The following is a 19,660-nucleotide window of genomic DNA, read 5'->3' on the forward strand; positions in this document are numbered from 1 at the left end:
CGTGCTCAAACATTCTCGCTTCGCTGCGAAACTGCGCGCGGAGGAAATACCCCGCCGCCCCGGGGCACCCTCCTGCGCGCAATCAGCCCGTTGTTTAAAACGGAATAAAGGTTAGTGAGGCCCTGGCCGTTTGGCCAGGGCCTCGTTTTGTTAGTCTTTTTGGGACGGGGCTTTTTGACTACTTTGAGGGTGCGCAGGCAGGGCGGCGAAAGTAGCTAAAAAGGCCCCGTCCCAAAAAGACTACCCGCGCCAAATGAGCTAGTTGAGGAGTTGGGCCATGGCGTTGACGAATTTTTGGACTTGGAGGGTGGGCTCGAGCGGGTAGTGCAAATAGACCGGCACCTCGCGACCGCATAGAAACGGTACGCCCACAAAGGCCGGGTGCACGCCCGACCACGCTCCACAGGTGAGCACCGCATCGCCCTTTTCCTCCGCCTCGTTAAAGAGCGCAAAGTCGAAACTATCCACATCGATCACGTCCACGCCGCCGTCGGCCAACAGGTCGATGCGCAGGCTGTCCATGGCATCGTTGCCGTGGCGCAGTACGCGCAAACGCATACCCTCCAAGTCGGCAACCGTGATACGCGTCTTGCGCGCGAGTGGGCTTGTGCGCGGCACATCGATATAAAACGGCACGTTAACGATACGGAGCTTTTGGCAGGCGTCGCCCCAACGCGGGGTCGAAAAACTCGACTGCACCACATCCACCTCGCGGCCAAGGCTGCGCATGACGGTCTCGCGCTCGTCGTAGAGGTCGCTTACCGGCACGATCTCAAATCGCAGCGACGGTTCCAAATCGTGGATGCCCGACCACATCGACAGCGTTTGGCGCCCCGGGCACATCATCGACACGCCCAGACGCACGGCACCGCCATCGCCCGCCGCGCGTCGGGCACGGCGCAGTGCATCCTCGGACTGCCGCATGATCGAGCGCGCGTCGTCCACCAGCAGTGCGCCGGCCGGCGTCACTTTGACGCCCGAGTGCGAGCGTTCGAACAGCGTGATGCCGAACTCGGCCTCGAAGCCCGACACCTGCTTGACGAGCGCCGGAGTCGACACGCGCAATTGTGCCGCCGCACGCGAGAAGCTTCCCAGCTCCGCAGCGGCCGATATGGCCTCAAGTCGTCGATCGTACACGTCAATCTCCCGTTTTCGCGCCCGTGGCCACATGGTGCCACAGGAGGTTGTTTTCGCAGGTCATGCGCTCAATTGAGAATAAACTGCATCGCACAGTGTAAACCTATGGTTAACGCCATTCTAACAAATATGCAATTCACCTGCGCAAATGCAAAGCATACGATAACCAGCGAAAACCACGTGGGTCGGTTAATGGGAGCGACCCACCGGGAGGCATAAGAAGGGAAGTTCCTATGAGCAATTGGCTTAAGCTCGAGGGCGATGTTTGCGCTGTGACTGGAGCGCTCGGCGGCATGGGCGTCGAGATTTGCCGCGAGTTCGCCCGCAATGGCGCTAACGTCGTCCTGCTCGACCTGGACGAGGAGAAGGTCAAGGCCGCTGCCGCCGACCTCGCTGCCGAGTTTGGCATCCACGCCGAGGGCTACAAGATGAACGCCACCGACGAGGCCGAGGTTCAGGCCGCCGTCGGCGCCACCATCGCCAACTTCGGCCGCGTCGACGTTCTCGTCAACACCGCCGGCATCCTGCGCTTCGCAGCCATGGAGGACCTGCCGCTCTCCGACTGGAACGAGGTCATCAACGTCAACCTCACCGGCTACTTCATCACCTCGCAGCGCTTTGGTCGCGAGATGATCAAGGCCGGCCAGGGCCGCCTGGTTCACATCTCCACCGTCGCCAGTCACTCCCCCGAGACGTTCTCGGGCGTGTACAGCTCCACCAAGGCGGGCGTCAACATGATGTCCAAGATGCTGGCTGCCGAGTGGGGCCCTTACGGCGTGCGCTCCAACTGCGTCGAGCCCTGCTTCGTCAAGACCCCCATGTCGGCAAGCTTTTACGCCGATCCCGAGGTCGAGAAGAGCCGCAGCCGCCTCATCGCCACGCGCCGCATCGGCGAAGTCAGCGATATCGCCAACGCCGTCATGTTCCTGGCGTCCACGCGCTCAGACTTTACCACCGGCGACGCCATCAAGGTCGACGGCGGCTTCTCCAATATGATGGGCGACCTCACCGCCAAGCCCGGCGGCCGCCGCGCCTTTGCCGACAACTACCTCAAGAACAAGGGTGTCGAGCTTTGGTCCGACGAGTCCGGCGTCGCAAAGCCGACTGACCAGTAAACCAACCTGACAGGGAGGCACCGCGGACACGCCCGCTCCTCCCCCGTATCGATTAGAAAGAGTCCCATGGCTTCCACCAACTCCAACAAGGGTCGCGCCGTCGTGCTTTCCGCCGCGTGCGTCACCATGTTCTTCATCAGCTCCATCGCGCTGTACTCCGTCGTGTCCAAGAACCTGCTCGCCGTCTACCCCGAGTGGTCCAGCGCACTTACCTGGGCTTTCCCGGTCTTCCAGACCATCATGGCCGTGACGGGCATCTTCGCCGGCCGTATCTCCGACAAGATCGGCCCCCGCAACGTCGTGATCGCCGCCGCCGTGTGCTACGGCGTGGGCTGGTTCATGTCCGGCACCGTCACCGAGCCGTGGCAGTTCTACCTGTGGTTCTCGCTCGTCGCCGCCATCGGCAACGGCCTGGGCTACAACCCCGCGCTCACCACCGGCCAAAAGTGGTTCATCGACAAGAAGGGCCTCGCCTCCGGCATCACCCTGGCCGCTTCGACCGCCGGCCCCGCCGTGCTGTCCCCGGTGCTCGCCTCGCTGCTCATCCCGAGCCTGGGCATCTTTGGCGCCCTCAAGGCACTCGGCGTCATCTTCTTTGTGATGATCGCCGCCTCCGCCCTGTTCCTGAAGGCCCCCGAGGCCGGCTGGCTGCCCGAGGGCTTCGAGGCCCCCAAGGGCGGCGCACACGCCGGCACCTTCGGTGACCTCACCCCGGGCGAGATGGTCAAGACCCCGCGCTTCTGGGTCCTCATCCTCACCTTCGCCTTTGCCGCCACCGCAGGCACCCTGCTCGTGGGCAAGGTTGCCTCCATCGCCGCCGTCCAGCTCTTCGCCGACCCCACGAGCGCCGCTGCCGTCGCCCTCGGCGGCGTGGTGGTCTCCGTCAACACCTGCGCAAACCTGGTCGGCCGTCTGTCCTTTGGCCAGATCATCGACAAGCTCGGCGCCTACAAGTCGCTGCTCATCAGCCTTGTCGTCACCATCGTCGCGCTCGTCATCATGTCGATGAGCTTTACGCAGAGCATGTTCTTTGTGGCGCTCGCCCTGCTCGGCTTTAGCTTTGGCGCCCTGCTCGTCATCTACCCGCCGCTCACCGGTGGCGCCTTCGGTACCAGCAACATCGGCGTCAACTACGGCATCATGTTCCTGGGCTACGCCGCTTCTACCTGGATCAGCCAGCCCATCACCGCCGTGCTGTATCACGCCGAGGCCGGCAGCGCCGCCTACCAGCAGTCCTTCTACGGCGCCATCGTGATCGCCGCCATCGCCGTCGTGCTCACCGTCTACATGATGGTCTCCGACAGCAAGAAGAAGTCCGCCTAGTTGTACCGATGCGACAAAGGGACAGTCCCTTTGTCGCATTCCACCGGTCACCAGCATTAAGGAGTCGTAATGTCTGAGCTCAACCCCGTCCGCATTGCCGTTATCGGCGCCGGCGCCATGGGCCGCAACCACATCCGCTTTGTCACCGAGGAGCCCGAGGCCGAACTCGTCGCCATCGCCGACGCCTTTGAGGGCGCCCGCGCCACGGCCGAGGCCGCCGGCGTGCCGTTTTACACCGATCCCGCCCAGATGATGGACGAGGCCAAGCCCGAGGCCGTCATCATCGCCACCCCCAACGACCTGCACCTGGGCGTTGCCCGCGAGGCCATCAAGCGCAACATCGTGCCGCTGGTCGAAAAGCCGATCTCCAACGACCTCGAGGATGCCCAGGCTTTCGCCGCCGAGGCCGAGACCGCCGGCGTGCCCGTGCTCGTGGGTCAGCACCGTCGTCACAACCCCTTCGTCAACAAGGCCAAGGAGATCATCGAGTCCGGCGAGCTGGGCAAGCTCACCGTGTCGAGCTTCCACTACATGATCTATAAGAATGACGAGTACTTCGATGTCGAGTGGCGCCGCAAGAAGGGTGCCGGACCGATCTTGGTCAACCTGGTTCACGACGTGGACCTGCTCCGCTACCTGCTGGGCGAGCCCGTCGCCGTCCAGGGCATGCAGTCCAGCGCCGCCCGCGGTTTTGAGACCGAGGACTCCGCCGTGGTCAACGTCCGTTTTGCCGATGGCGCGCTTGCGAGCATGACCATCTCCGACGCCACCGCCAGCCCCTGGAACTGGGAGGCCACCGCTCGCGAGGATCCGCAGTACCGCCCCTTCGACGCCGACGCCTACTTTATCGGCGGAACCTTGGGTGCCCTTTCGCTGCCCCGCCTGCATCAGTTCTCCTACGACGGCGCCTCCAACTGGCACAAGCCGCTGCAGATGGAGATTCCGGCCGTCGACCCGGCGCTGCCGCACAAGATGCAGCTCAAGCACTTTGTGAAGGTTGTCCGCCGTGAGGTCGAGCCCGTCGTGACCCCCGCCGACAACGTCAAGACGCTCACGCTTCTCAACGCCATCAAGGAGGCCGCCGAGACCGGCCAGCTCGTCGAGCTGTAATGCCTTAAGAGCGGCCGCGGCAGAAACCCCATGCCGAGCCCCTCGGTCTGCCACAAATAAGCCCCTCTTCTTTACCCCGCGAGCAGCCTCCTGCCCGCGGGGTATTTTGCTACTTTGCCGACGATTTTTCTGGGGCGGGGGCTATTTTGCACCTCGGCTCGATTCGTTCGCCACGAAATGCGCCTATCTACTACGTTTAACCGATCGCCCTTAACCATGCCAAATTTCGCGAAATAAAAGCCGCAGGTAGACGGCTTGCGTATTCTCGGAAAACCGGGGGATGGTCGACCCATACGGTTCAAACGTAGTAGATAGGCCGCTTTCGTGGCGCGGCCCCAAAACAGTCTTTTGGGGCGGGTGGTATCCTCGGTAGCCCTGTGCTGCAAACGCACCTTAAACGCAAGGAGTCCCATGGATCTTATCGCCCAGCTCGCCCGCGAGCTCAACCTTAAGGCCGCCAACGTCGAGGCGGCCGTCAAGCTCATCGACGAGGGCAACACCATCCCATTTATCTCGCGCTACCGCAAGGAAGCCACGGGCGGCATGGACGACGTCGCCCTGCGCGCACTCGACGAGCGCCTGTCCTACCTGCGCAATCTTGAGCAGCGTAAAGAGGACGTCATTCTGCTCATCGACGCCCAGGGCAAGCTCACGCCCGAACTCGAGCAGCAGATTCGCGAGGCCACACAACTCCAGCGTGTCGAGGACCTCTACAAGCCCTACCGCAAAAAGCGCATGACCCGCGCGCAGAAGGCACGCGAGGCCGGCCTGGAGCCGCTCGCCAACATGATCATCATGCAGGCCTCGGCCAAGGGCAGCGCGCTCGACGCCGCCGCGGACTACGTCAACGAGGAGGCCGGCTTCGACACGCCCGAAAAGGCGCTCGCCGGCGCCGCCGACATCGTGGCCGAGACGGTGGCCGAAGATCCCGAGAACGTCGCCGACCTGCGCGCCTTTACGCAAAACACCGCCGACATCGTCGTCGAGGCCACCGACCCCGCCGAGAAGACCCCCTACGAGCCGTACTACAGCTATGATGAGCCACTGCGCCGTATACCCAACCACCGCGTGCTGGCTATCGACCGCGGTGAGCGCGAGGGCAAGCTCCGCGTGCGCGTGAACGTCGACGGCGCTGCCGCTACGGCACGCCTCGGCAGCCGCTGGCCCCGTCGCCAGGGCGTGTTTGCTCCCGTCTTTGACGCCGCCATCGCCGATGGCTACAAGCGCCTCATGGCCCCCTCGCTGGAGCGCGAGGCCCGCGCCAAACTCACCGTTCGTGCCCAGACCGAGGCCATCAACGTCTTTGCCAAGAATCTCGAGGGCTTGCTCTCGGCGCGCCCCGTGCGCGGCGCCCGCGTGCTCGCGCTCGATCCGGGCTACCGCACCGGCTGCAAGGTCGCCGTCATGGACGAGACCGGCAAGCTACTCGACCACGGCGTGGTCTATCCCACCAAGCCGCGCCACGACGTCGCCGGCACCAAGCGCGAGCTCGCCCGCCTCGTCAAGAAGGACGGCGTCAACACCATCGTCATCGGCAACGGCACCGCCAGCCGCGAGACCGAGGAAGTCGTCTCGGAGTTCATTACCGAGCAGGCACCCAGCCTTCGCTACACCATCGTCAACGAGGCCGGCGCGTCGGTGTACTCCGCCTCCGAGCTCGCCAGCCAGGAATATCCCGACCTGGACGTCACCGTACGTGGCGCCATGAGCCTGGGCCGCCGTCTGCAAGACCCGCTGGCAGAGCTCGTCAAGATTCCGCCCCAGTCCATCGGCGTTGGCCAGTACCAGCACGACCTTGACCAGGCCGAGCTTTCGCGCACCCTGGGCCACGTGGTGGAGGACGTCGTCAACCGCGTGGGCGTCGACGTCAACACCGCGAGCGCGAGCCTGCTGGGCTACGTATCTGGTATCACGCCGAGCGTGGCCAAGAACATCGTGGCCTATCGCGAGGAAAACGGCGCCTTTACCGATCGCCGGCAACTCAAGAAGGTCCCCAAGCTGGGACCCAAGGCATATCTCAACGCAGCGGGCTTTTTGCGCATCAGCGGCGGCAAGAACCCGCTCGACGCGACAAGCGTCCACCCCGAGAGCTACGAGGTGGCCACGGCCGTCCTGGAGCGCACCGGCGTTGCGGCAAGCGAGCTCAGCCGCGGCGGCGTGCCCGACATCGAGCGCCGCCTGGGCAGCATCTCGGCGCTGGCAAGCGACCTGGACTGCGGCACTCTCACGCTCATCGACATTGTCAACGAGCTCAAGAAGCCCGGCCGCGACCCGCGCGACGACGCGCCCGAGGTGGTCTTTAGCCGCTCGGCACTTTCTATTGACGACCTGGAGCCCGGCATGGAGCTCAAGGGCACGGTGCGCAACGTCGTCGACTTTGGCGCCTTCGTCGACGTGGGCGTGCACCAGGACGGCCTCGTACACATCTCCAAGCTGGCCAACCGCTTCGTCAAGCACCCCAGCGACGTGGTGCGCGTCGGCGACACGGTCAAGGTATGGGTCGAGAAGGTCGATCGCGACCGCAAGAAGATCTCCCTCACCATGGTGCAGGGGAAGTAAACCGCCAAGCAAGGGTCCCCCCTCTCGCGACGTGCAAAATCGCGAGTATTCTGCAAATTCCACCGTTCCGGATGCCCCTCAGAGACGAAAAAGCAAGAAACAGCCCCCGTTTTAGCGTCATCAGAGCCAAAACGGGGGCTGTTCCATGCTTCACCCAGCTGGTAAAAGCCTTTACCTTGCTGAATACTCTCAATTTTGCACGGCGCAGGCGGGGGTACCTTTGTCCACGGCAGGATATGGAAGCCTATCACCAACCTACCGGCAAGTTCGTGTCGGCAGCCCCGGCCTTTCCTTTGCCTAGCGCGACCCTCGCGAAGCGCGTGAGCGATAGGGAAAGGAAAGGCCGGGGCGAACAACCCGCGATGTAGCCAGCGTTCGCGTTACGGCAGGATATGGAAACCGAGCGAGGCGATATCCTTGGCAAAACCGCGCACGGTATCGAGCGAGACCTCGTACGGGTCACGGCCGATGTTCTTACGCTTGGCCAGGATGCTGTTGGGCACCGTGATGATCTGGCAACCGCATCCTTCCGCCTGGTAAATATTGATAAGCTCGCGCGTGGACGCCCACAGGACCTCGCAATTGGGCTTGGCGGCGGCCTTCTTGACCGACTCCGTCATAAACGGAATGGGATCGACGCCGGTGTCGGCGATGCGGCCGGCAAAGAGCGAGATGATGGACGGCGTCTCGGCGTCAACGGCCTCGACCATCTCATCGACCTGCGTAGGCGTAAAGATGGTGGTGACGTTGACCTTGATGTCGTCGGCCGAAAGCTTGCGCACCAGCTCGGCGGTGGACTCGCCCTTGGTGGTCACGCACGGAATCTTGACGTAGACGTTATCTGCCCAGGTAGCAATCTCGCGGGCCTCGACCTCCATGGTCTCGACGTCGTCGGCAAAGACCTCAAACGACACGGACACATCGGTGATGTGGGCCAGGACTTCCTTGGCAAACGCGCGGTAATCCGTCACGCCGCCCTTCTTCATAAGGGACGGGTTAGTCGTGAAACCCTGAACGTTGCCGTTCTCGTACATGTCGAGCATGCCCTCGAGGTTTGCACCGTCAGCGAACACCTTGATTGCCATCTGCCTGATTCCTTTCGTTAGCATACGGGCGTTGACTGCTAAACACTTTACCTACGTTTATCAAGGCGTGAGCTGCGGGTTTTTATCTTCTCGGCGAACGGTTTTGCAGATTTACCATTTTTTATCGACGCCCCAGCGGCAAAACGTTTTTGCCGATCATTGCGTTTGGTTCCGTTCACGGAACAGAAGCAGCGCCTCACCGGCTCATATTCACAATCGCTCCAAAGCAAAAAGCGGTGACGCCTCATTTGAGACGTCACCGCTTCCGTGTAGGAGCCGGTTATCGGAGCTCCGCCCGATTAGGGCTTAACGTGTGCCTGGATTACTCTTCCTCAACGTGATTGATCACAGCACCCTTGGTGTGGATGAAGTTGGGGACGAAGGCAATGACCAGAAGGACAGCGAGAATCGCATAGACACCGGTGGTACCGAAGGCCTCGGCAGCGCGGCCAAGCGTAATACCAATGACGGAGAAGTCGAAATCGCCGAACGTAGTGTTCTTGAAGCCAAAGACGTCAAGAACGGGCAGGAGCAGAGCCGGGGCAAAGGTGATGAGCAGGCCGTTGACGAAAGCACCAAGAGCTGCGCCCTTGCGACCGCCGGTAGCATTGCCGTAGATGCCTGCGGTAGCACCGCAGAAGAAGTGGGGAACCATGCCCGGGATGATGAAGATGCCCAGGGTAGCGCCCACGATGAACATACCGACCACGCCACCGATGAAGGAGGCAACAAAGCCGAGGATGACGGCGGTGGGAGCATAGGGGAAGAAGACGGCGCAGTCGACGGCGGGGATGGCGCCGGGGATCAGCTTGTTGGAGATGCCCTGGAAAGCCGGGACCAGGTCGGCAAGGATCATACGAACGCCGTTGTAGACGATAGTGACACCGACGGCGAAGGACAGGGCACAGGTCAGGGCATAGACGATTACATTGTCGCCGCCAGCGGTCTTGGTAACGACCGCAGGATCTGCGATGTAAGCGGCGAAAGCGGTAACCAGGTAGAAGAAGGCCATGGTAAGAGCCGTGGAGATGGTGGTGTCGCGCAGGAAGGAGAACTTCTCGGGAACCTCGATCTTCTCGGTGCTGTTCTCCTCGGCGTCCTTAGCAAAAAGCGTACCGACTGCAGCGGAGATGTAATAGGCGAGTGAACCGAAGTGGCCCATGGCGATTTCATCGCCATCGGTAACCTTCTCGGTGAAACGCTGACCAACGGCGGGAAGCATAGCGCTCACGAGGCCCAGGAACATGCCGCCCACGATGACAAGCTGGACATCCTGGAAGCCAGATGCCTGCAGAACGGCAGAAAGCAGGCAGGCCATAAACATGCTGTGATGGCCCGTCAGGAAGATGTACTTAAACTTGGTAAAGCGGGCAATGATAATGTTCACGACGTAGCCGAGAATCAGGATCATCATGGTCTGAACGCCGAGGACGCTCTGAGCCATCGAAACGACGACCTCGTTGTTGGGCACGACGCCGGTGATGTGGAAACCGGTCTCGATGAAGGTACCCAGCGGAGCAAGGTTCTCCTGAACAACAGCGGCGCCGGCAGACAGCATGATGTAACCAAGAATGGGCTTCAGGGTGCCCGTCATCACCTTGTGGGCAGGACGCTTAAGCGCGACAAGGCCCACAAAGGCAAATAGACCCATAATCCACGCTGGCTTGGTCAGAATCGATTGGATAAACTCAAGTATGGGAAGGATGGCTTGCATCTGCGCTTCCTTTCTCTCTAACGTGGGCGCGTTTCCCTCTTCCACAGGGAACCGCCCTTTTTTGTGCCGCTTTAGGCGTTAGCGGCGGCCGCCTTGATTGCCTCGAGAGCGTCTTCGCGGATCTTCTTCTTGTTCACATAGCTGCGAACGATCACAACGTTGCCGTGGAGCTCGGGGGCGAGCTCCTTAACGGTGATGAACAGATCCGGATTTGCGGAAGAAGCACCGTTCAGGTCCATAGACTCAACGTCGGCCTTGATGCCCTCCTCCTCGCAAAGCTCCTCGACTTTGCCAGCGAGCATCAGGCTAGACCCGATGCCGTTTCCGCATACGGTGATGATATGCATGGCAACCTTCCTCTCCTACACGTGACGGTTTTCCGTCTATCCAAAAGCGGCGACGCATCGCCGTGCCATTAAGGCCTAAAAGAATGAACGCATGGTCTCCAAAACCTGCTCGGGCGTATCGCATGCGCTGAGCTTGGCAACGCAGTCCTCGTCCTCGAACATCTGCGAAAGCTCCGCCAAGCAGCCAAGATGAGCCTTGGGGTCGGGCGCGCAAATACCCACGAGCACGTGAACCGGATCGAAATCCTCGTGTCCAAACGCAACGGCTGGGTCAAGCGTGACGATACAGATTCCCGCTTCACTCACATTGCCATCTGCCTGAGCGTGGGGCATGGCGATGCCCTCTTCCAAGACCATATAGGGGCCGAATTTGTGAACCGATGAAATCATGGCGTCAACATAGCTCTGGTCGCATTTGCCAGCGTCTACGAGCAACTTACCGCATGCCCTGATCGCTTCCTCCCAATCGGAGGCCTCGACGTGGCAGGCAACAAGCTCGGGCTTAAGAAGATCGGTCAGCATGCTCGTCCCCTACTCCTCGGGCAAGATATGAAAACCAAGCGCCTGAACGTCGCGGGCAAAGCCCTTGACCGTATCAAGCGAGTACTCAAGCAAATCTTTCCCGAAATTCTTGCGCTTGGCAAGAATGGCATTGGGGACCGTAATGATCTGGCATCCAACGGACTCCGCCTGGAAGATATTGAGGACCTCGCGCGTAGACGCCCAGAGAACCTCGGCAGCAGGCTTAACGGCAGCCTTCTTTACGGACTCCGCCATGAGGGGCAGCGGATCGACGCCGGTATCGGCAATGCGACCGGCAAAGATGGACAGAATAGAGGGGGTCTCAGCAGAGACGGCATCGACAAACTCGTCGACCTGCTCGGGCGTGAAGATAGTGGTGACATTCACCTTGATGCCGTCGGCAGAAAGGCGCTTGACCAGCGCGGCAGTGGACTCACCCTTGGTGTTGAGCGCCGGGATCTTAACGTAGACGTTGTCTGCCCAGGTTGCGATCTCGCGAGCCTCGGCTTCCATACCCGCCTCGTCGTCGGCGAATACCTCAAAAGAGACCGACACATCAGTAATGTGCTCAAGAACCGTCTTGGCAAAAGCGCGGTAGTCGGTCACGCCGCCGGCCTTCATAAGGGAAGGATTGGTCGTGAAGCCCTGAACGTTGCCATTGTCATGCATGTCAAGCATACCCTCGAGGTTAGCGCCGTCGGCAAACACCTTGATCGCCATGTTCGGTCCTTTCTCATCTAACACTATTGCTATCGAAAGCCTTCTTCTTTGTTTCAAAAGCTTTTCGGCTTTCTTTTATAAACTATTTCAAAAGCCATCGAAAGCTCAATTGTCAACTTTCCGTGAACGGTCGAATATCGGGTGTGAACGTACTTCTTTTGGGCGGCACCTTCAGAATGAGACTCTTTATAGCCCGTCTACGTGCGAACTATCTGCTACGCATGCATTTGTGACATGCCATTCCGTTCTTTTGATTCATTCGAATTTGCCTTGTTCTTTTCATATCGATACGTTATATTTCGATTACGAAAGGCGCATCTTTTACCTTTTGTTCAAAAGGAGCGGCATATGTCATCTACTTCAGACCTTTCACCGGCCGAGCGTCAGCGATTTATCATGAATTGGCTGGCCGAAAAGCCAAATATCTCGGTATCCGACATCGTTCGCCGTTTTTCGGTTTCGGAAGTCACCGCACGACACGACCTCATCTCGCTGGAATCCGAAGGCAAGCTGCGTCGCGTACGCGGCGGAGCGGTATCGCTTTCTCGCTCCAACGCAATCTCGTATCCCGAAGAGCGCATCAATGTCCAAGTCGAGGCCAAGGAAGCCATCGCCGCAACCGCAGCAACTCTTGTTGATGATGGCGATGTTCTGGTAATTGATATCGGCACCACAGGCTTTTACTTCGCTAAGGCCCTCATGGACAAGCGTGAGATCACCATTATCACCGGCGATCTTGCAATCGCGAACTACGCCAGCTTCAATCTCCCCAATGCTTCGGTAGTGCTGCTGGGCGGCTCCGTGCGCAAGGGCCACCTCTATCTCGCGGGCGCACTAACGCTCGACTGCATGAGCAAACTACATGCCGACAAGGCGTTTGTCAGTGCCGACGGATTCCACCCCGACCACGGTTTTACCGTCGAGCACGACTTCTCGGCCATGATCAAGCATATGTACCTTACCAACTCAAACCAGGGCTACATGATGGTTGACCAGGGAAAGTTCAACAAAACCAGTTTTTATCAGTCCGCGCAGATCGATGACCTCGACGGCATCATCGTTGATGGAGACGACGAGAGCATCATGACGGCGGCGATCGAGAGCAGTCGCAGTCATCCCAAGCTCTATATTGCAAAATAGCTCAAATGGCCGGGTCGCCCCCACTGCGGGCGACCCGGCCATTTATTAAATCAACCCAAAATGCTGCATCGCTGTGACGGTACCGTCGTGTGCGACATCGTCGGTCACGTAGTCGGCGAGCGCCTTGACTTCGGGCATGGCGTTGTCCATGGCGACAGCCGTCTCGACAGCGGCGAGCATACCCAGATCGTTGCCGGAATCGCCAAAGCCAAAGGTGCGCGCGTTGCCGGTGCGACCTAGATACGCCAGCGCCCGCGCCAGGCCCACGCCCTTGTCGATGCCCTTGGGGCTCAACTCGCGATTTGTTTGCTGGGCTCACTTGGAAGAGCGGCGGTAAACGCATCTCCCGGTTAATCCGGCACCGCCGAAGCGAACCCCACACACGCCCGCCGGCAAGCGGCACGCGCCCGCCAACGCAAAGGTCCGGCGGGACGCACCTAGCATCCCGCCGGACCGTCACTCGTCCAGGAGGTCGCCGCGACGAGCCCCTAGATCTTCGCAAGCTCCTCGGAGATGACGCGACAGACATCCTCAGCCTGAGGCATCACGCCGTACATCTCGAAGAAGCCGTGGTCGCAGCCGCGATAACGAATCGCAGTGACGTCAACGCCCGCATCCTGCAGCCTCTTCGCGAACAGCTCGTCCTGATAGCGCAGATAGTCATACTCGGAAGAGATGATGACCGTGCGGGGGAACGCGCTCACGTCCTCCGCGAACAGCGCGGAAATCAGCGGGTCGAGCATCTTGTCCGCATCGCCGTTGACGTACATGGGCGGAAGGTCGTTGTTGGCGAGGCGAATGCGATCAACCCTGCTCAGCGCCTCGGGCCTCTGCTCATCCACGACCTCGTACAGGTCATAGGACCACTCATCCGGAACGGGACCGCCATCAACGAGCGGATAAAGCTCGACAACCGCCTTGATCCTATCCGCGTGAGAGCCCTCGAGCACGACGGCATTCGACAGGCTGCCACCCGCAGAGTCACCAGCCACGGCAATGCGAGTCGCATCAACGCCCAGCTCGTCAGCGTGATCGACAAGCCAGTCGAGCGTCTTCACGCAGTCCTCGACGCCACCGGGGAACATCGTCTCGGGAGACAAGCGGTACTCCGGATAGATCGCGACGCAACCCGTGCGCTCCACGATGTCGCGCAGGCAGTTCTCGTACTGGCCGATGTTGCCCACCATGAACCCGCCGCCATGGATGAACACGAGCGCGGCAGACCCATCCTCGTGCCCCTCCGGCGTGAAGATGTGCAGCGGAATGCCCTTGTCGCCGAAGTTCATGACGACGGTCTTCTTGGCAACGTTCGCGCCCCTCACGACGTGGGTCTCCTTGTTGGGCGCGGAGCGCCACGCGATCACGTCCACCGGTCCGGCCGGCGCCGACCCCGCCGCAGGAGTCGCAGCGAGCTTCGCGTGCGCACGAGCATAGACGCGCGGATCGAGCACGTGCTCGCGGTCGTCACCCGGCACGGGCTTCAGCATCAGCCTCAGGCCGTTAGGCTCGACAACCTCCCTCGCGCCACTCTCAAGCACCTCAAGCTCGGAAGTGGGGTACTTCCTATCCTCGGCGCTCATGGCTAGCCGATCTTCAGCTCGTCGAGCCTGGCGTCGAGCTTGGCCATCTCGTCGGCGGAAAGCTCCCACTCGAACGTCTCGCAGTTCTGAATCGCGTGGGCGTCCGTGCGCACGCCCACGAGAGCGGTGCCCACGTACTCCTTCTGGGTGCTCCAGTTCACGGCAACCTGCGCCACGGGTTTGTCGTGGGCCTCGGCGATCTCGTCCATGACCTTGAGCAGCTCCTGGACGCGCGAGAACTTGGGCTCCCGGAAGTAGTCGTAGAAGCCACCGCGGACGTCGCCTTCCTCGAACTTCGTCAGCTCGCGGAACTTGCCCGACAGGATGCCCGCGCCAAGGGAGCCATAGGTGAAGGAGTCGATGCCACGCTCGTAGCCCCACTTGATGAGGTCCTCGGAGGAGCGGTCAACCATAGAGTAGGGCGGCTGCTGGACGTCAATCTGAGCGACCTTCTCGCACTCCTCGATCATCTCGGTCGTGAAGTTGGAGACGCCGATGTGGCGAATCTTGCCCTGCTCCTTGAGGAGCTGGAGGGCGCACATCGTCTCGGAGAACGGAGTCTTAGCGTCGGGCCAGTGCACGAAGTAGAAGTCGATGTAGTCGGTGCGGAGGTTGCGCAGCGAGCTCTCGACCTCCCTCATGATGTTCTTGAACGAGGAGTCGCGGTCATAGCCGGCGGCGCTGGTGATCAGGCCAACCTTGGTCGAGAGCAGGTAGCTCTCTCTGTCGACGCCCCTGAGCGCGTTGCCGACGACCTTCTCGGACGTGCCGTTGCCATAGCACGGCGCGGTGTCGATGAGGTTGACGCCGTGATCGAGCATGGTGCGGATGGCGGACATGCTGGCGGCGTCATCGTTCTCACCAAAGGAGTCGCCGCCGATCGCCCAGGTGCCCACAGCGAGCTGGGAGACGTCGACATCGGAATTCTTGAGGTGCGTGTAGCGCATGTTCTCTCCTTCTAATGGGGCGGCACGCGTCGAATGTCCTCGATCGCGTGCCGCCGGGAATTGCCTTAAACAAGCTTCGAATGATCCGGAAGCCGCCCTACACGATGCCCACGAGGCCGAGGACGAGCGCCAGAATCATGATGCCAACCAGGATGATGTTGACGTTCACGTTCTTCTTGCGCAGGAGCCAGAGGACGACGAGCGTAAGCCCCAGGGGCACGATGCCCTTGAAGATCGAGTCGAGGTAGGTCTGGATCATGACGGGGTCAGAGTCCTGAACCGGAATGGACAGGATCGTGTTGAATTGGACGTTCGCCGCAGTCATGGCACCGATCATCACGAGGCCAACCGTGGAGGTCGCCTTGGTGATGAGCTTCATGAGACCACCCTCGTACATCTCGGAGATGAAGTTGGTGCCCATGCTGAAGCCGAGGTAGGTCATGAAGTATCGGCAGAGGATCGACGGGATGTTGTAGATCAGCAGGAACATGATCGCGCCGAGGGGCGAGCCGCTCATGGCGAGGTTGATGCCAATGCCGGCAGCGATGACACGCAGGACGCCCCAGAAGATTGCGTCACCGATGCCGGACATCGGGCCCATCAGGGAAACCTTGATGCCGTCGATGGACTCGGTGTCGAAGTCTTCGTGCTGCGAGTTCTCCCTCTCCATGGAGGCGACGAGGCCCATGGCGAACGTGCCGACGTTCTGGGTAATGTTGTACCAAGTCGTGTGACGCTTCATGGCTTCGGCACGGGCCTCGGGGTCATCGGCGTAGTAGCGGTTAAGCGCGGGCTGGACGGAGTACAGCCAGCCGTCGGCGCCAGCCTTGACGGAACCGCCGGCGCAGGAGGCGAACACGGAGAAAGAGCGCAGGAAAATGCTGTTGAGCATCTTCTTGTCTTCAGGGCTCACATTCTTGGTCAGGTTGCTCATGCGAAGAAATCCTCCTCGTCGCTGGTTACAGAGTCGTTGGAAACGGCCTGGGTGGCCAAGCCCTTCTTGGTGAGATCGAAAATCTCCTTGTCGCGGAGGGCGGAGGCAACCGCGATGATGACGCCGAGAACCGCGATGGCGATCATCGGGAGGCCGAGGTACTGGTAGAGCGTGAAGCCCAGGAAGAAGTAGATGCTGAGCTCGGTGCTCCACAGCATCTGGAGCAGGAGCGCCATACCAACGGCGGGCAGGAGGGCGCCCACGGCGTTGAGGCCGCTCATGACATTGGCCGGAATCTGGTTGACAATGGCGGCAACGGGCTCAGCGCCAAGGTAAACGCCGAGGAAGGCGATGAGGCCAAAGGCGGCGTACTTAACGAACCAGAGAACGAAGTGCTGAAGCGCGAGGCCCTTTTCGTTGCCCTCGGCGGCCATCTTGTCAAAGGTGGCGGCGAAGAACGCGAGGAACACGTTGTTCATGAAGATCGAGAGGAACGCGGTGACGACGCCAACGGGAACGGCCAGCGTGATGGCGGCGCCTTGGTCGATGCCGGCGCCAACGGTGAAGGCGACGGCGAGGGCGGTCGCGGTAACGGGCTCGGCGGAGATGGCGCCACCGATGTTAACCGCGCCCATGAAGATTGCCTCGAGAGAGGCACCGATGATGACACCGGTCTTGACGTCGCCCATCAGAAGGCCCGCAACGAGGCCGACCACGAGAGGACGCTCGATCATACACTGACCGAGAACCCAGTTGCCGCCGTAGCAAATCAGCACGGTCAACCAGGCCATTACTGCTAACCCAATCATTTGACTTCCTTTCTCTCATTTCATTTGACCGCCTGGCCAAATCCCCTTATTTCTCCGCCGCCTCGATCAGACTCTTGAGAGGAGTCTTGGGATTGGACGGGATAAGCTGATGGAAAACCGGAATACCCTGCTCGCAAAGCTCCTTCGCGGCCTCGAGCTCATCCGGGTTGAGCATGATCGTGGAGTTGAGGGCGACCTTGCTATCCGGATCGGACTTGTCGAAGCGGCCGACATTGGCAACGTTCACGCCCTCAATCTTGCCCGGTGCGCCTTTAACGAGCTCAAGCACGTCACGCACGCAGTTGGTGAGCGCGAAGATGCGCATGGAGTCCGCACGCGGATCGTTCGCGATGCGGCAAGCATCCGGAACATCCTTGACGAGGAGCTTCTGGCCCGCCGGCGTACCCATGGAAAGCGTCATGCGAAGGGCATCGCTCTCCACGGCGTGCTTGTTGGCGACGATGATCCTGGTGGTGTTGAGCTCCTTGGTCCACACCAGGGCGACCTGCCCGTGAATCAGACGGTCATCGACTCGAACCTGAACAATCATTGTTTCCTCTCCTTACTTATTAGTGCTCTCTAATCGAAGAAGTCTCCGTCGGACCCCTCGTTGTCCGCGGCCTTGCTCGGAGGCTCGACGACCTGCATCGTCGCCCTCGCCAGCTCGACGCTCTGCTTGATCGAATCTGCCGTGACCGCCTCAGCGCCGAGGAGCGCCTCGATCACGAGGCCGAGGTTCATACCGGTAACATGGACGATCCCGCGCTTCTCCGGCTCCATGAGGACGACCTTCTGGAAGACGGAGCCACCGTAGATGTCGGTGAAGATGATGGCCTCGTCCTCAGGGCCCACCGAGTCAATAAACGCCTGGATGCGAGGGGTGAAATCGGAGTCGTCCACGTAGCAGTCAACTGCTTCCACCATGTCCGCCATACCGGTCAGGATCTCGATCGAGCTCCTGATTCCGCTTGCGAGGTGACCGTGCGACGCGACAAGAACTTTCTTCATCGAGTCTCTCCTAGAGCGAATAGTGGTTGGGGTTCAGAAGCTGGATCTTGCTTGCGACGAACGCGCGCATGTCGGGGGCGGCGTCCATCAGGAGGCCAACGCCGTTGCCGTCGTTCTTGCCGGAGCTGATGTCCTTCTCGAAGGCGCGGTACATGGAGCGGAAGTACTCCGTGGCGATGTTGAACTTGCTCATGCCGAGGTTCACGGCCTCCTGGAGCTGCTCGTCGGGGATGTCGGAGCATCCGTGCATGACGAGGGGGACGCTGACGGCCTCCCTGCAGGCCTTGATGCGCTCCATGTCGAGGTTCGGGACCTTGACGTAGGGGCCGTGGGCGTTGCCGACGGCGATGGCGAGCGAACCACAGCCGGTGCCCTCGACGAACTCCTCGGCGAGGTTCGGGTCGGTATAGTGGTCGCTGTTCACGAAGTCGTTGGCGTCGGAGCCGTTGCCGACGTGGCCGAGCTCGGCCTCGATGTCAACGTCGAAGATCTTGGCGACCTGGACGACGTCCTTCGTGAGCTGGAAGTTCTCCTCATAGGGAAGCGAGGAGCCGTCGACCATGACGGAGGGGAAACCGGCCTTGACGCCCTTGACGGCGATCTCGTAACCAGCGGAGTGATCCTGGTGGACGGCGACGGGCACGCTCGCGCGCTCGGCGTAATAGCGGGCGGCGAAGGCGATGATGTCGAGGGCACAGTGGTCCTCGAAGCCGGGCCAGTACTGGATGATGATAGGCATGTGCTCATCCTCGGCGGCCTGGATCGCATAACGGATGGTCTCCGTGTTGATGACGTTGATCGCGGGCACGCCATAGTGGTGCTCGGTCGCATGTTGAAGAAGCTCGTTGACCTTGATGAGAGACATCTTTGTCTTCCTTTCACTTGGATAACCATTGGATTGGACAGTTCTCAGCTCGTCAGCTGGTTGAACACGAAGAGAAGCGCGAAGCAGGCAGGCGCTTGCAAAACGCGGTGGAACCTATGCGGCCGACTGGCCCTCAGGCTGTGGCGCTGCGCTTCGACGCCACAGCACGTACGCCACAAAAGCAACGACCGCAGCAATCGTTGAAGCGAGGGCGAAGGCCAGAAAACCCGCGTGCGTGCCGAGCGCGTCGCACGCCCAACCGCCAAACAGGTTCGCAACCACGACGGACAGACCGCTCTGAACCATCGCGAAGGCGCTCTGACCTCGAGCGCGACAATCCTCGTAAGTGTGGTTGGCAATGTAGGTAACGCAGGAGTAGTAGACGGTCATGTAACTCACGCTCTGCAGCAGCTGGCCGCAGATCATGACCGGGACGATGCCGGTGCCCACGAGCACGAGCCTGAGCGCCGCCATGAAGCAGGAAAAGATCAGGAGGCTCATCTCGCCGAAGCGCCTGACCAGCTTGGAGGAAACGAGCAGGATGGGGATCTCGCTCGCAGCGGAGACCGCACTCAGGACGCCCACGAGGTTCTGACCCTCGCCAAGCTCGACCGCGTAGCGGCCCAAGAACGCCCCGATGAAGCCAATCGCGGCCGAACTGATGAAGGCGAAGACCAAGACGAAGGCGATCTCATTGCTGGTAAACAGACACTATGACCCAATCCAGGGGCACGGAAACGACAGG

General features: G+C 60.7%; 19 protein-coding genes and 1 pseudogene. 5 read left to right on the forward strand and 15 right to left on the reverse strand.

Translation table 11 applies throughout. The features are described from left to right. Positions 1 to 258: 258 nt before the first annotated feature. Positions 259 to 1,137 (reverse strand): LysR family transcriptional regulator, encoded by an 879-nt coding sequence (locus tag DXD56_RS09085; RefSeq protein WP_233524976.1) that lies wholly within the window; start codon positions 1,135 to 1,137, stop codon positions 259 to 261. A 233-nt stretch (positions 1,138 to 1,370) separates the two neighbouring features. Between DXD56_RS09085 and DXD56_RS09090 the strand changes: the two genes are divergently transcribed. From DXD56_RS09090 to DXD56_RS09105, 4 genes are all read left to right on the forward strand, one after another. Next, a complete protein-coding gene (locus DXD56_RS09090) occupies positions 1,371 to 2,252 on the forward strand; it encodes an SDR family NAD(P)-dependent oxidoreductase (protein ID WP_117640987.1) in 882 nt (293 codons plus the stop codon). A 66-nt stretch (positions 2,253 to 2,318) separates the two neighbouring features. After that, a complete protein-coding gene (locus DXD56_RS09095) occupies positions 2,319 to 3,575 on the forward strand; it encodes an MFS transporter (protein ID WP_117640988.1) in 1,257 nt (418 codons plus the stop codon). A gap of 69 nt (positions 3,576 to 3,644) precedes the next feature. Further along, a complete protein-coding gene (locus DXD56_RS09100) occupies positions 3,645 to 4,685 on the forward strand; it encodes a Gfo/Idh/MocA family protein (protein WP_117640989.1) in 1,041 nt (346 codons plus the stop codon). A gap of 411 nt (positions 4,686 to 5,096) precedes the next feature. Beyond that, positions 5,097 to 7,244, forward strand: coding sequence for a Tex family protein (locus tag DXD56_RS09105; RefSeq protein WP_117640990.1), 2,148 nt, complete (start codon positions 5,097 to 5,099; stop codon positions 7,242 to 7,244). 380 nt (positions 7,245 to 7,624) lie between these two features. Here the strand turns inward: DXD56_RS09105 and DXD56_RS09110 are convergent, their stop codons facing one another. From DXD56_RS09110 to DXD56_RS09130, 5 genes are all read right to left on the reverse strand, one after another. Then, on the reverse strand, positions 7,625 to 8,329 hold the full coding sequence (locus DXD56_RS09110) for a transaldolase (protein WP_233524977.1): 705 nt from the start codon (positions 8,327 to 8,329) through the stop codon (positions 7,625 to 7,627). 322 nt (positions 8,330 to 8,651) lie between these two features. After that, the gene (locus DXD56_RS09115) at positions 8,652 to 10,043 is read right to left on the reverse strand and encodes a PTS ascorbate transporter subunit IIC (RefSeq protein ID WP_117640992.1); all 1,392 of its coding nucleotides are present in this window, start codon (positions 10,041 to 10,043) and stop codon (positions 8,652 to 8,654) included. 71 nt (positions 10,044 to 10,114) lie between these two features. After that, positions 10,115 to 10,390: a PTS sugar transporter subunit IIB gene (locus tag DXD56_RS09120; RefSeq protein ID WP_022094539.1), complete on the reverse strand. Its 276-nt coding sequence runs from the start codon at positions 10,388 to 10,390 to the stop codon at positions 10,115 to 10,117. Between the two features lie 75 nt (positions 10,391 to 10,465). Next, a complete protein-coding gene (locus DXD56_RS09125; RefSeq protein ID WP_117582968.1) occupies positions 10,466 to 10,912 on the reverse strand; it encodes a PTS sugar transporter subunit IIA in 447 nt (148 codons plus the stop codon). 9 nt (positions 10,913 to 10,921) lie between these two features. Continuing rightward, positions 10,922 to 11,632, reverse strand: coding sequence for a transaldolase (locus tag DXD56_RS09130; RefSeq protein ID WP_117640993.1), 711 nt, complete (start codon positions 11,630 to 11,632; stop codon positions 10,922 to 10,924). 348 nt (positions 11,633 to 11,980) lie between these two features. Here DXD56_RS09130 and DXD56_RS09135 point away from each other — a divergent pair, with 348 nt between their 5' ends. Further along, complete coding sequence (locus tag DXD56_RS09135; RefSeq protein WP_158549398.1) at positions 11,981 to 12,772, forward strand: DeoR/GlpR family DNA-binding transcription regulator; 792 nt, start codon at positions 11,981 to 11,983, stop codon at positions 12,770 to 12,772. Between the two features lie 45 nt (positions 12,773 to 12,817). On the opposite strand, the pseudogene DXD56_RS09140 reads toward DXD56_RS09135, so the two are convergent. The 9 genes and pseudogenes from DXD56_RS09140 to DXD56_RS09180 form a co-directional block, all read right to left on the reverse strand. Next, positions 12,818 to 13,069, reverse strand: a pseudogene (locus DXD56_RS09140) (HAD family hydrolase); the annotation flags it as partial. A 191-nt stretch (positions 13,070 to 13,260) separates the two neighbouring features. Continuing rightward, positions 13,261 to 14,352, reverse strand: coding sequence for an alpha/beta hydrolase (locus tag DXD56_RS09145; RefSeq protein WP_117640996.1), 1,092 nt, complete (start codon positions 14,350 to 14,352; stop codon positions 13,261 to 13,263). 2 nt (positions 14,353 to 14,354) lie between these two features. Further along, complete coding sequence (locus DXD56_RS09150; RefSeq protein ID WP_055251950.1) at positions 14,355 to 15,299, reverse strand: aldo/keto reductase; 945 nt, start codon at positions 15,297 to 15,299, stop codon at positions 14,355 to 14,357. 97 nt (positions 15,300 to 15,396) lie between these two features. Then, positions 15,397 to 16,233 carry a PTS system mannose/fructose/sorbose family transporter subunit IID gene (locus DXD56_RS09155; RefSeq protein WP_055251948.1) on the reverse strand — a complete coding sequence of 279 codons (837 nt, stop codon included), beginning with the start codon at positions 16,231 to 16,233 and terminating at the stop codon, positions 15,397 to 15,399. Then, on the reverse strand, positions 16,230 to 17,042 hold the full coding sequence (locus DXD56_RS09160) for a PTS sugar transporter subunit IIC (protein WP_089573151.1): 813 nt from the start codon (positions 17,040 to 17,042) through the stop codon (positions 16,230 to 16,232). Before DXD56_RS09160 ends, DXD56_RS09155 begins: the two co-directional genes overlap by 4 nt. Before the next feature lie 46 nt (positions 17,043 to 17,088). Further along, positions 17,089 to 17,592 carry a PTS sugar transporter subunit IIB gene (locus DXD56_RS09165; protein ID WP_055251944.1) on the reverse strand — a complete coding sequence of 168 codons (504 nt, stop codon included), beginning with the start codon at positions 17,590 to 17,592 and terminating at the stop codon, positions 17,089 to 17,091. A gap of 29 nt (positions 17,593 to 17,621) precedes the next feature. Then, positions 17,622 to 18,050 carry a PTS sugar transporter subunit IIA gene (locus tag DXD56_RS09170; RefSeq protein WP_117640997.1) on the reverse strand — a complete coding sequence of 143 codons (429 nt, stop codon included), beginning with the start codon at positions 18,048 to 18,050 and terminating at the stop codon, positions 17,622 to 17,624. A 10-nt stretch (positions 18,051 to 18,060) separates the two neighbouring features. Further along, positions 18,061 to 18,915 carry a class II fructose-bisphosphate aldolase gene (locus tag DXD56_RS09175; protein ID WP_055251940.1) on the reverse strand — a complete coding sequence of 285 codons (855 nt, stop codon included), beginning with the start codon at positions 18,913 to 18,915 and terminating at the stop codon, positions 18,061 to 18,063. Positions 18,916 to 19,029: 114 nt separating this feature from the next. After that, positions 19,030 to 19,623, reverse strand: coding sequence for an MFS transporter (locus tag DXD56_RS09180; protein WP_255413199.1), 594 nt, complete (start codon positions 19,621 to 19,623; stop codon positions 19,030 to 19,032). Positions 19,624 to 19,660: the final 37 nt, after the last annotated feature.

Source organism: Collinsella sp. TM06-3 (assembly GCF_003436395.1).
Lineage (GTDB): Bacteria > Actinomycetota > Coriobacteriia > Coriobacteriales > Coriobacteriaceae > Collinsella.

What these genes read in the sequence shown, in the direction of transcription:
- DXD56_RS09125 (WP_117582968.1), bottom strand. Translation starts at nt 10,912, where the DNA reads ATGCTGACCGATCTTCTTAAGCCCGAGCTTGTTGCCTGCCACGTCGAG.
- DXD56_RS09100 (WP_117640989.1), top strand. Translation starts at nt 3,645, where the DNA reads ATGTCTGAGCTCAACCCCGTCCGCATTGCCGTTATCGGCGCCGGCGCC.
- DXD56_RS09170 (WP_117640997.1), bottom strand. Translation starts at nt 18,050, where the DNA reads ATGAAGAAAGTTCTTGTCGCGTCGCACGGTCACCTCGCAAGCGGAATC.
- DXD56_RS09145 (WP_117640996.1), bottom strand. Translation starts at nt 14,352, where the DNA reads ATGAGCGCCGAGGATAGGAAGTACCCCACTTCCGAGCTTGAGGTGCTT.
- DXD56_RS09150 (WP_055251950.1), bottom strand. Translation starts at nt 15,299, where the DNA reads ATGCGCTACACGCACCTCAAGAATTCCGATGTCGACGTCTCCCAGCTC.
- DXD56_RS09120 (WP_022094539.1), bottom strand. Translation starts at nt 10,390, where the DNA reads ATGCATATCATCACCGTATGCGGAAACGGCATCGGGTCTAGCCTGATG.
- DXD56_RS09110 (WP_233524977.1), bottom strand. Translation starts at nt 8,329, where the DNA reads ATGGCAATCAAGGTGTTCGCTGACGGTGCAAACCTCGAGGGCATGCTC.
- DXD56_RS09175 (WP_055251940.1), bottom strand. Translation starts at nt 18,915, where the DNA reads ATGTCTCTCATCAAGGTCAACGAGCTTCTTCAACATGCGACCGAGCAC.
- DXD56_RS09095 (WP_117640988.1), top strand. Translation starts at nt 2,319, where the DNA reads ATGGCTTCCACCAACTCCAACAAGGGTCGCGCCGTCGTGCTTTCCGCC.
- DXD56_RS09165 (WP_055251944.1), bottom strand. Translation starts at nt 17,592, where the DNA reads ATGATTGTTCAGGTTCGAGTCGATGACCGTCTGATTCACGGGCAGGTC.
- DXD56_RS09155 (WP_055251948.1), bottom strand. Translation starts at nt 16,233, where the DNA reads ATGAGCAACCTGACCAAGAATGTGAGCCCTGAAGACAAGAAGATGCTC.
- DXD56_RS09115 (WP_117640992.1), bottom strand. Translation starts at nt 10,043, where the DNA reads ATGCAAGCCATCCTTCCCATACTTGAGTTTATCCAATCGATTCTGACC.
- DXD56_RS09090 (WP_117640987.1), top strand. Translation starts at nt 1,371, where the DNA reads ATGAGCAATTGGCTTAAGCTCGAGGGCGATGTTTGCGCTGTGACTGGA.
- DXD56_RS09105 (WP_117640990.1), top strand. Translation starts at nt 5,097, where the DNA reads ATGGATCTTATCGCCCAGCTCGCCCGCGAGCTCAACCTTAAGGCCGCC.
- DXD56_RS09130 (WP_117640993.1), bottom strand. Translation starts at nt 11,632, where the DNA reads ATGGCGATCAAGGTGTTTGCCGACGGCGCTAACCTCGAGGGTATGCTT.
- DXD56_RS09160 (WP_089573151.1), bottom strand. Translation starts at nt 17,042, where the DNA reads ATGATTGGGTTAGCAGTAATGGCCTGGTTGACCGTGCTGATTTGCTAC.
- DXD56_RS09135 (WP_158549398.1), top strand. Translation starts at nt 11,981, where the DNA reads ATGTCATCTACTTCAGACCTTTCACCGGCCGAGCGTCAGCGATTTATC.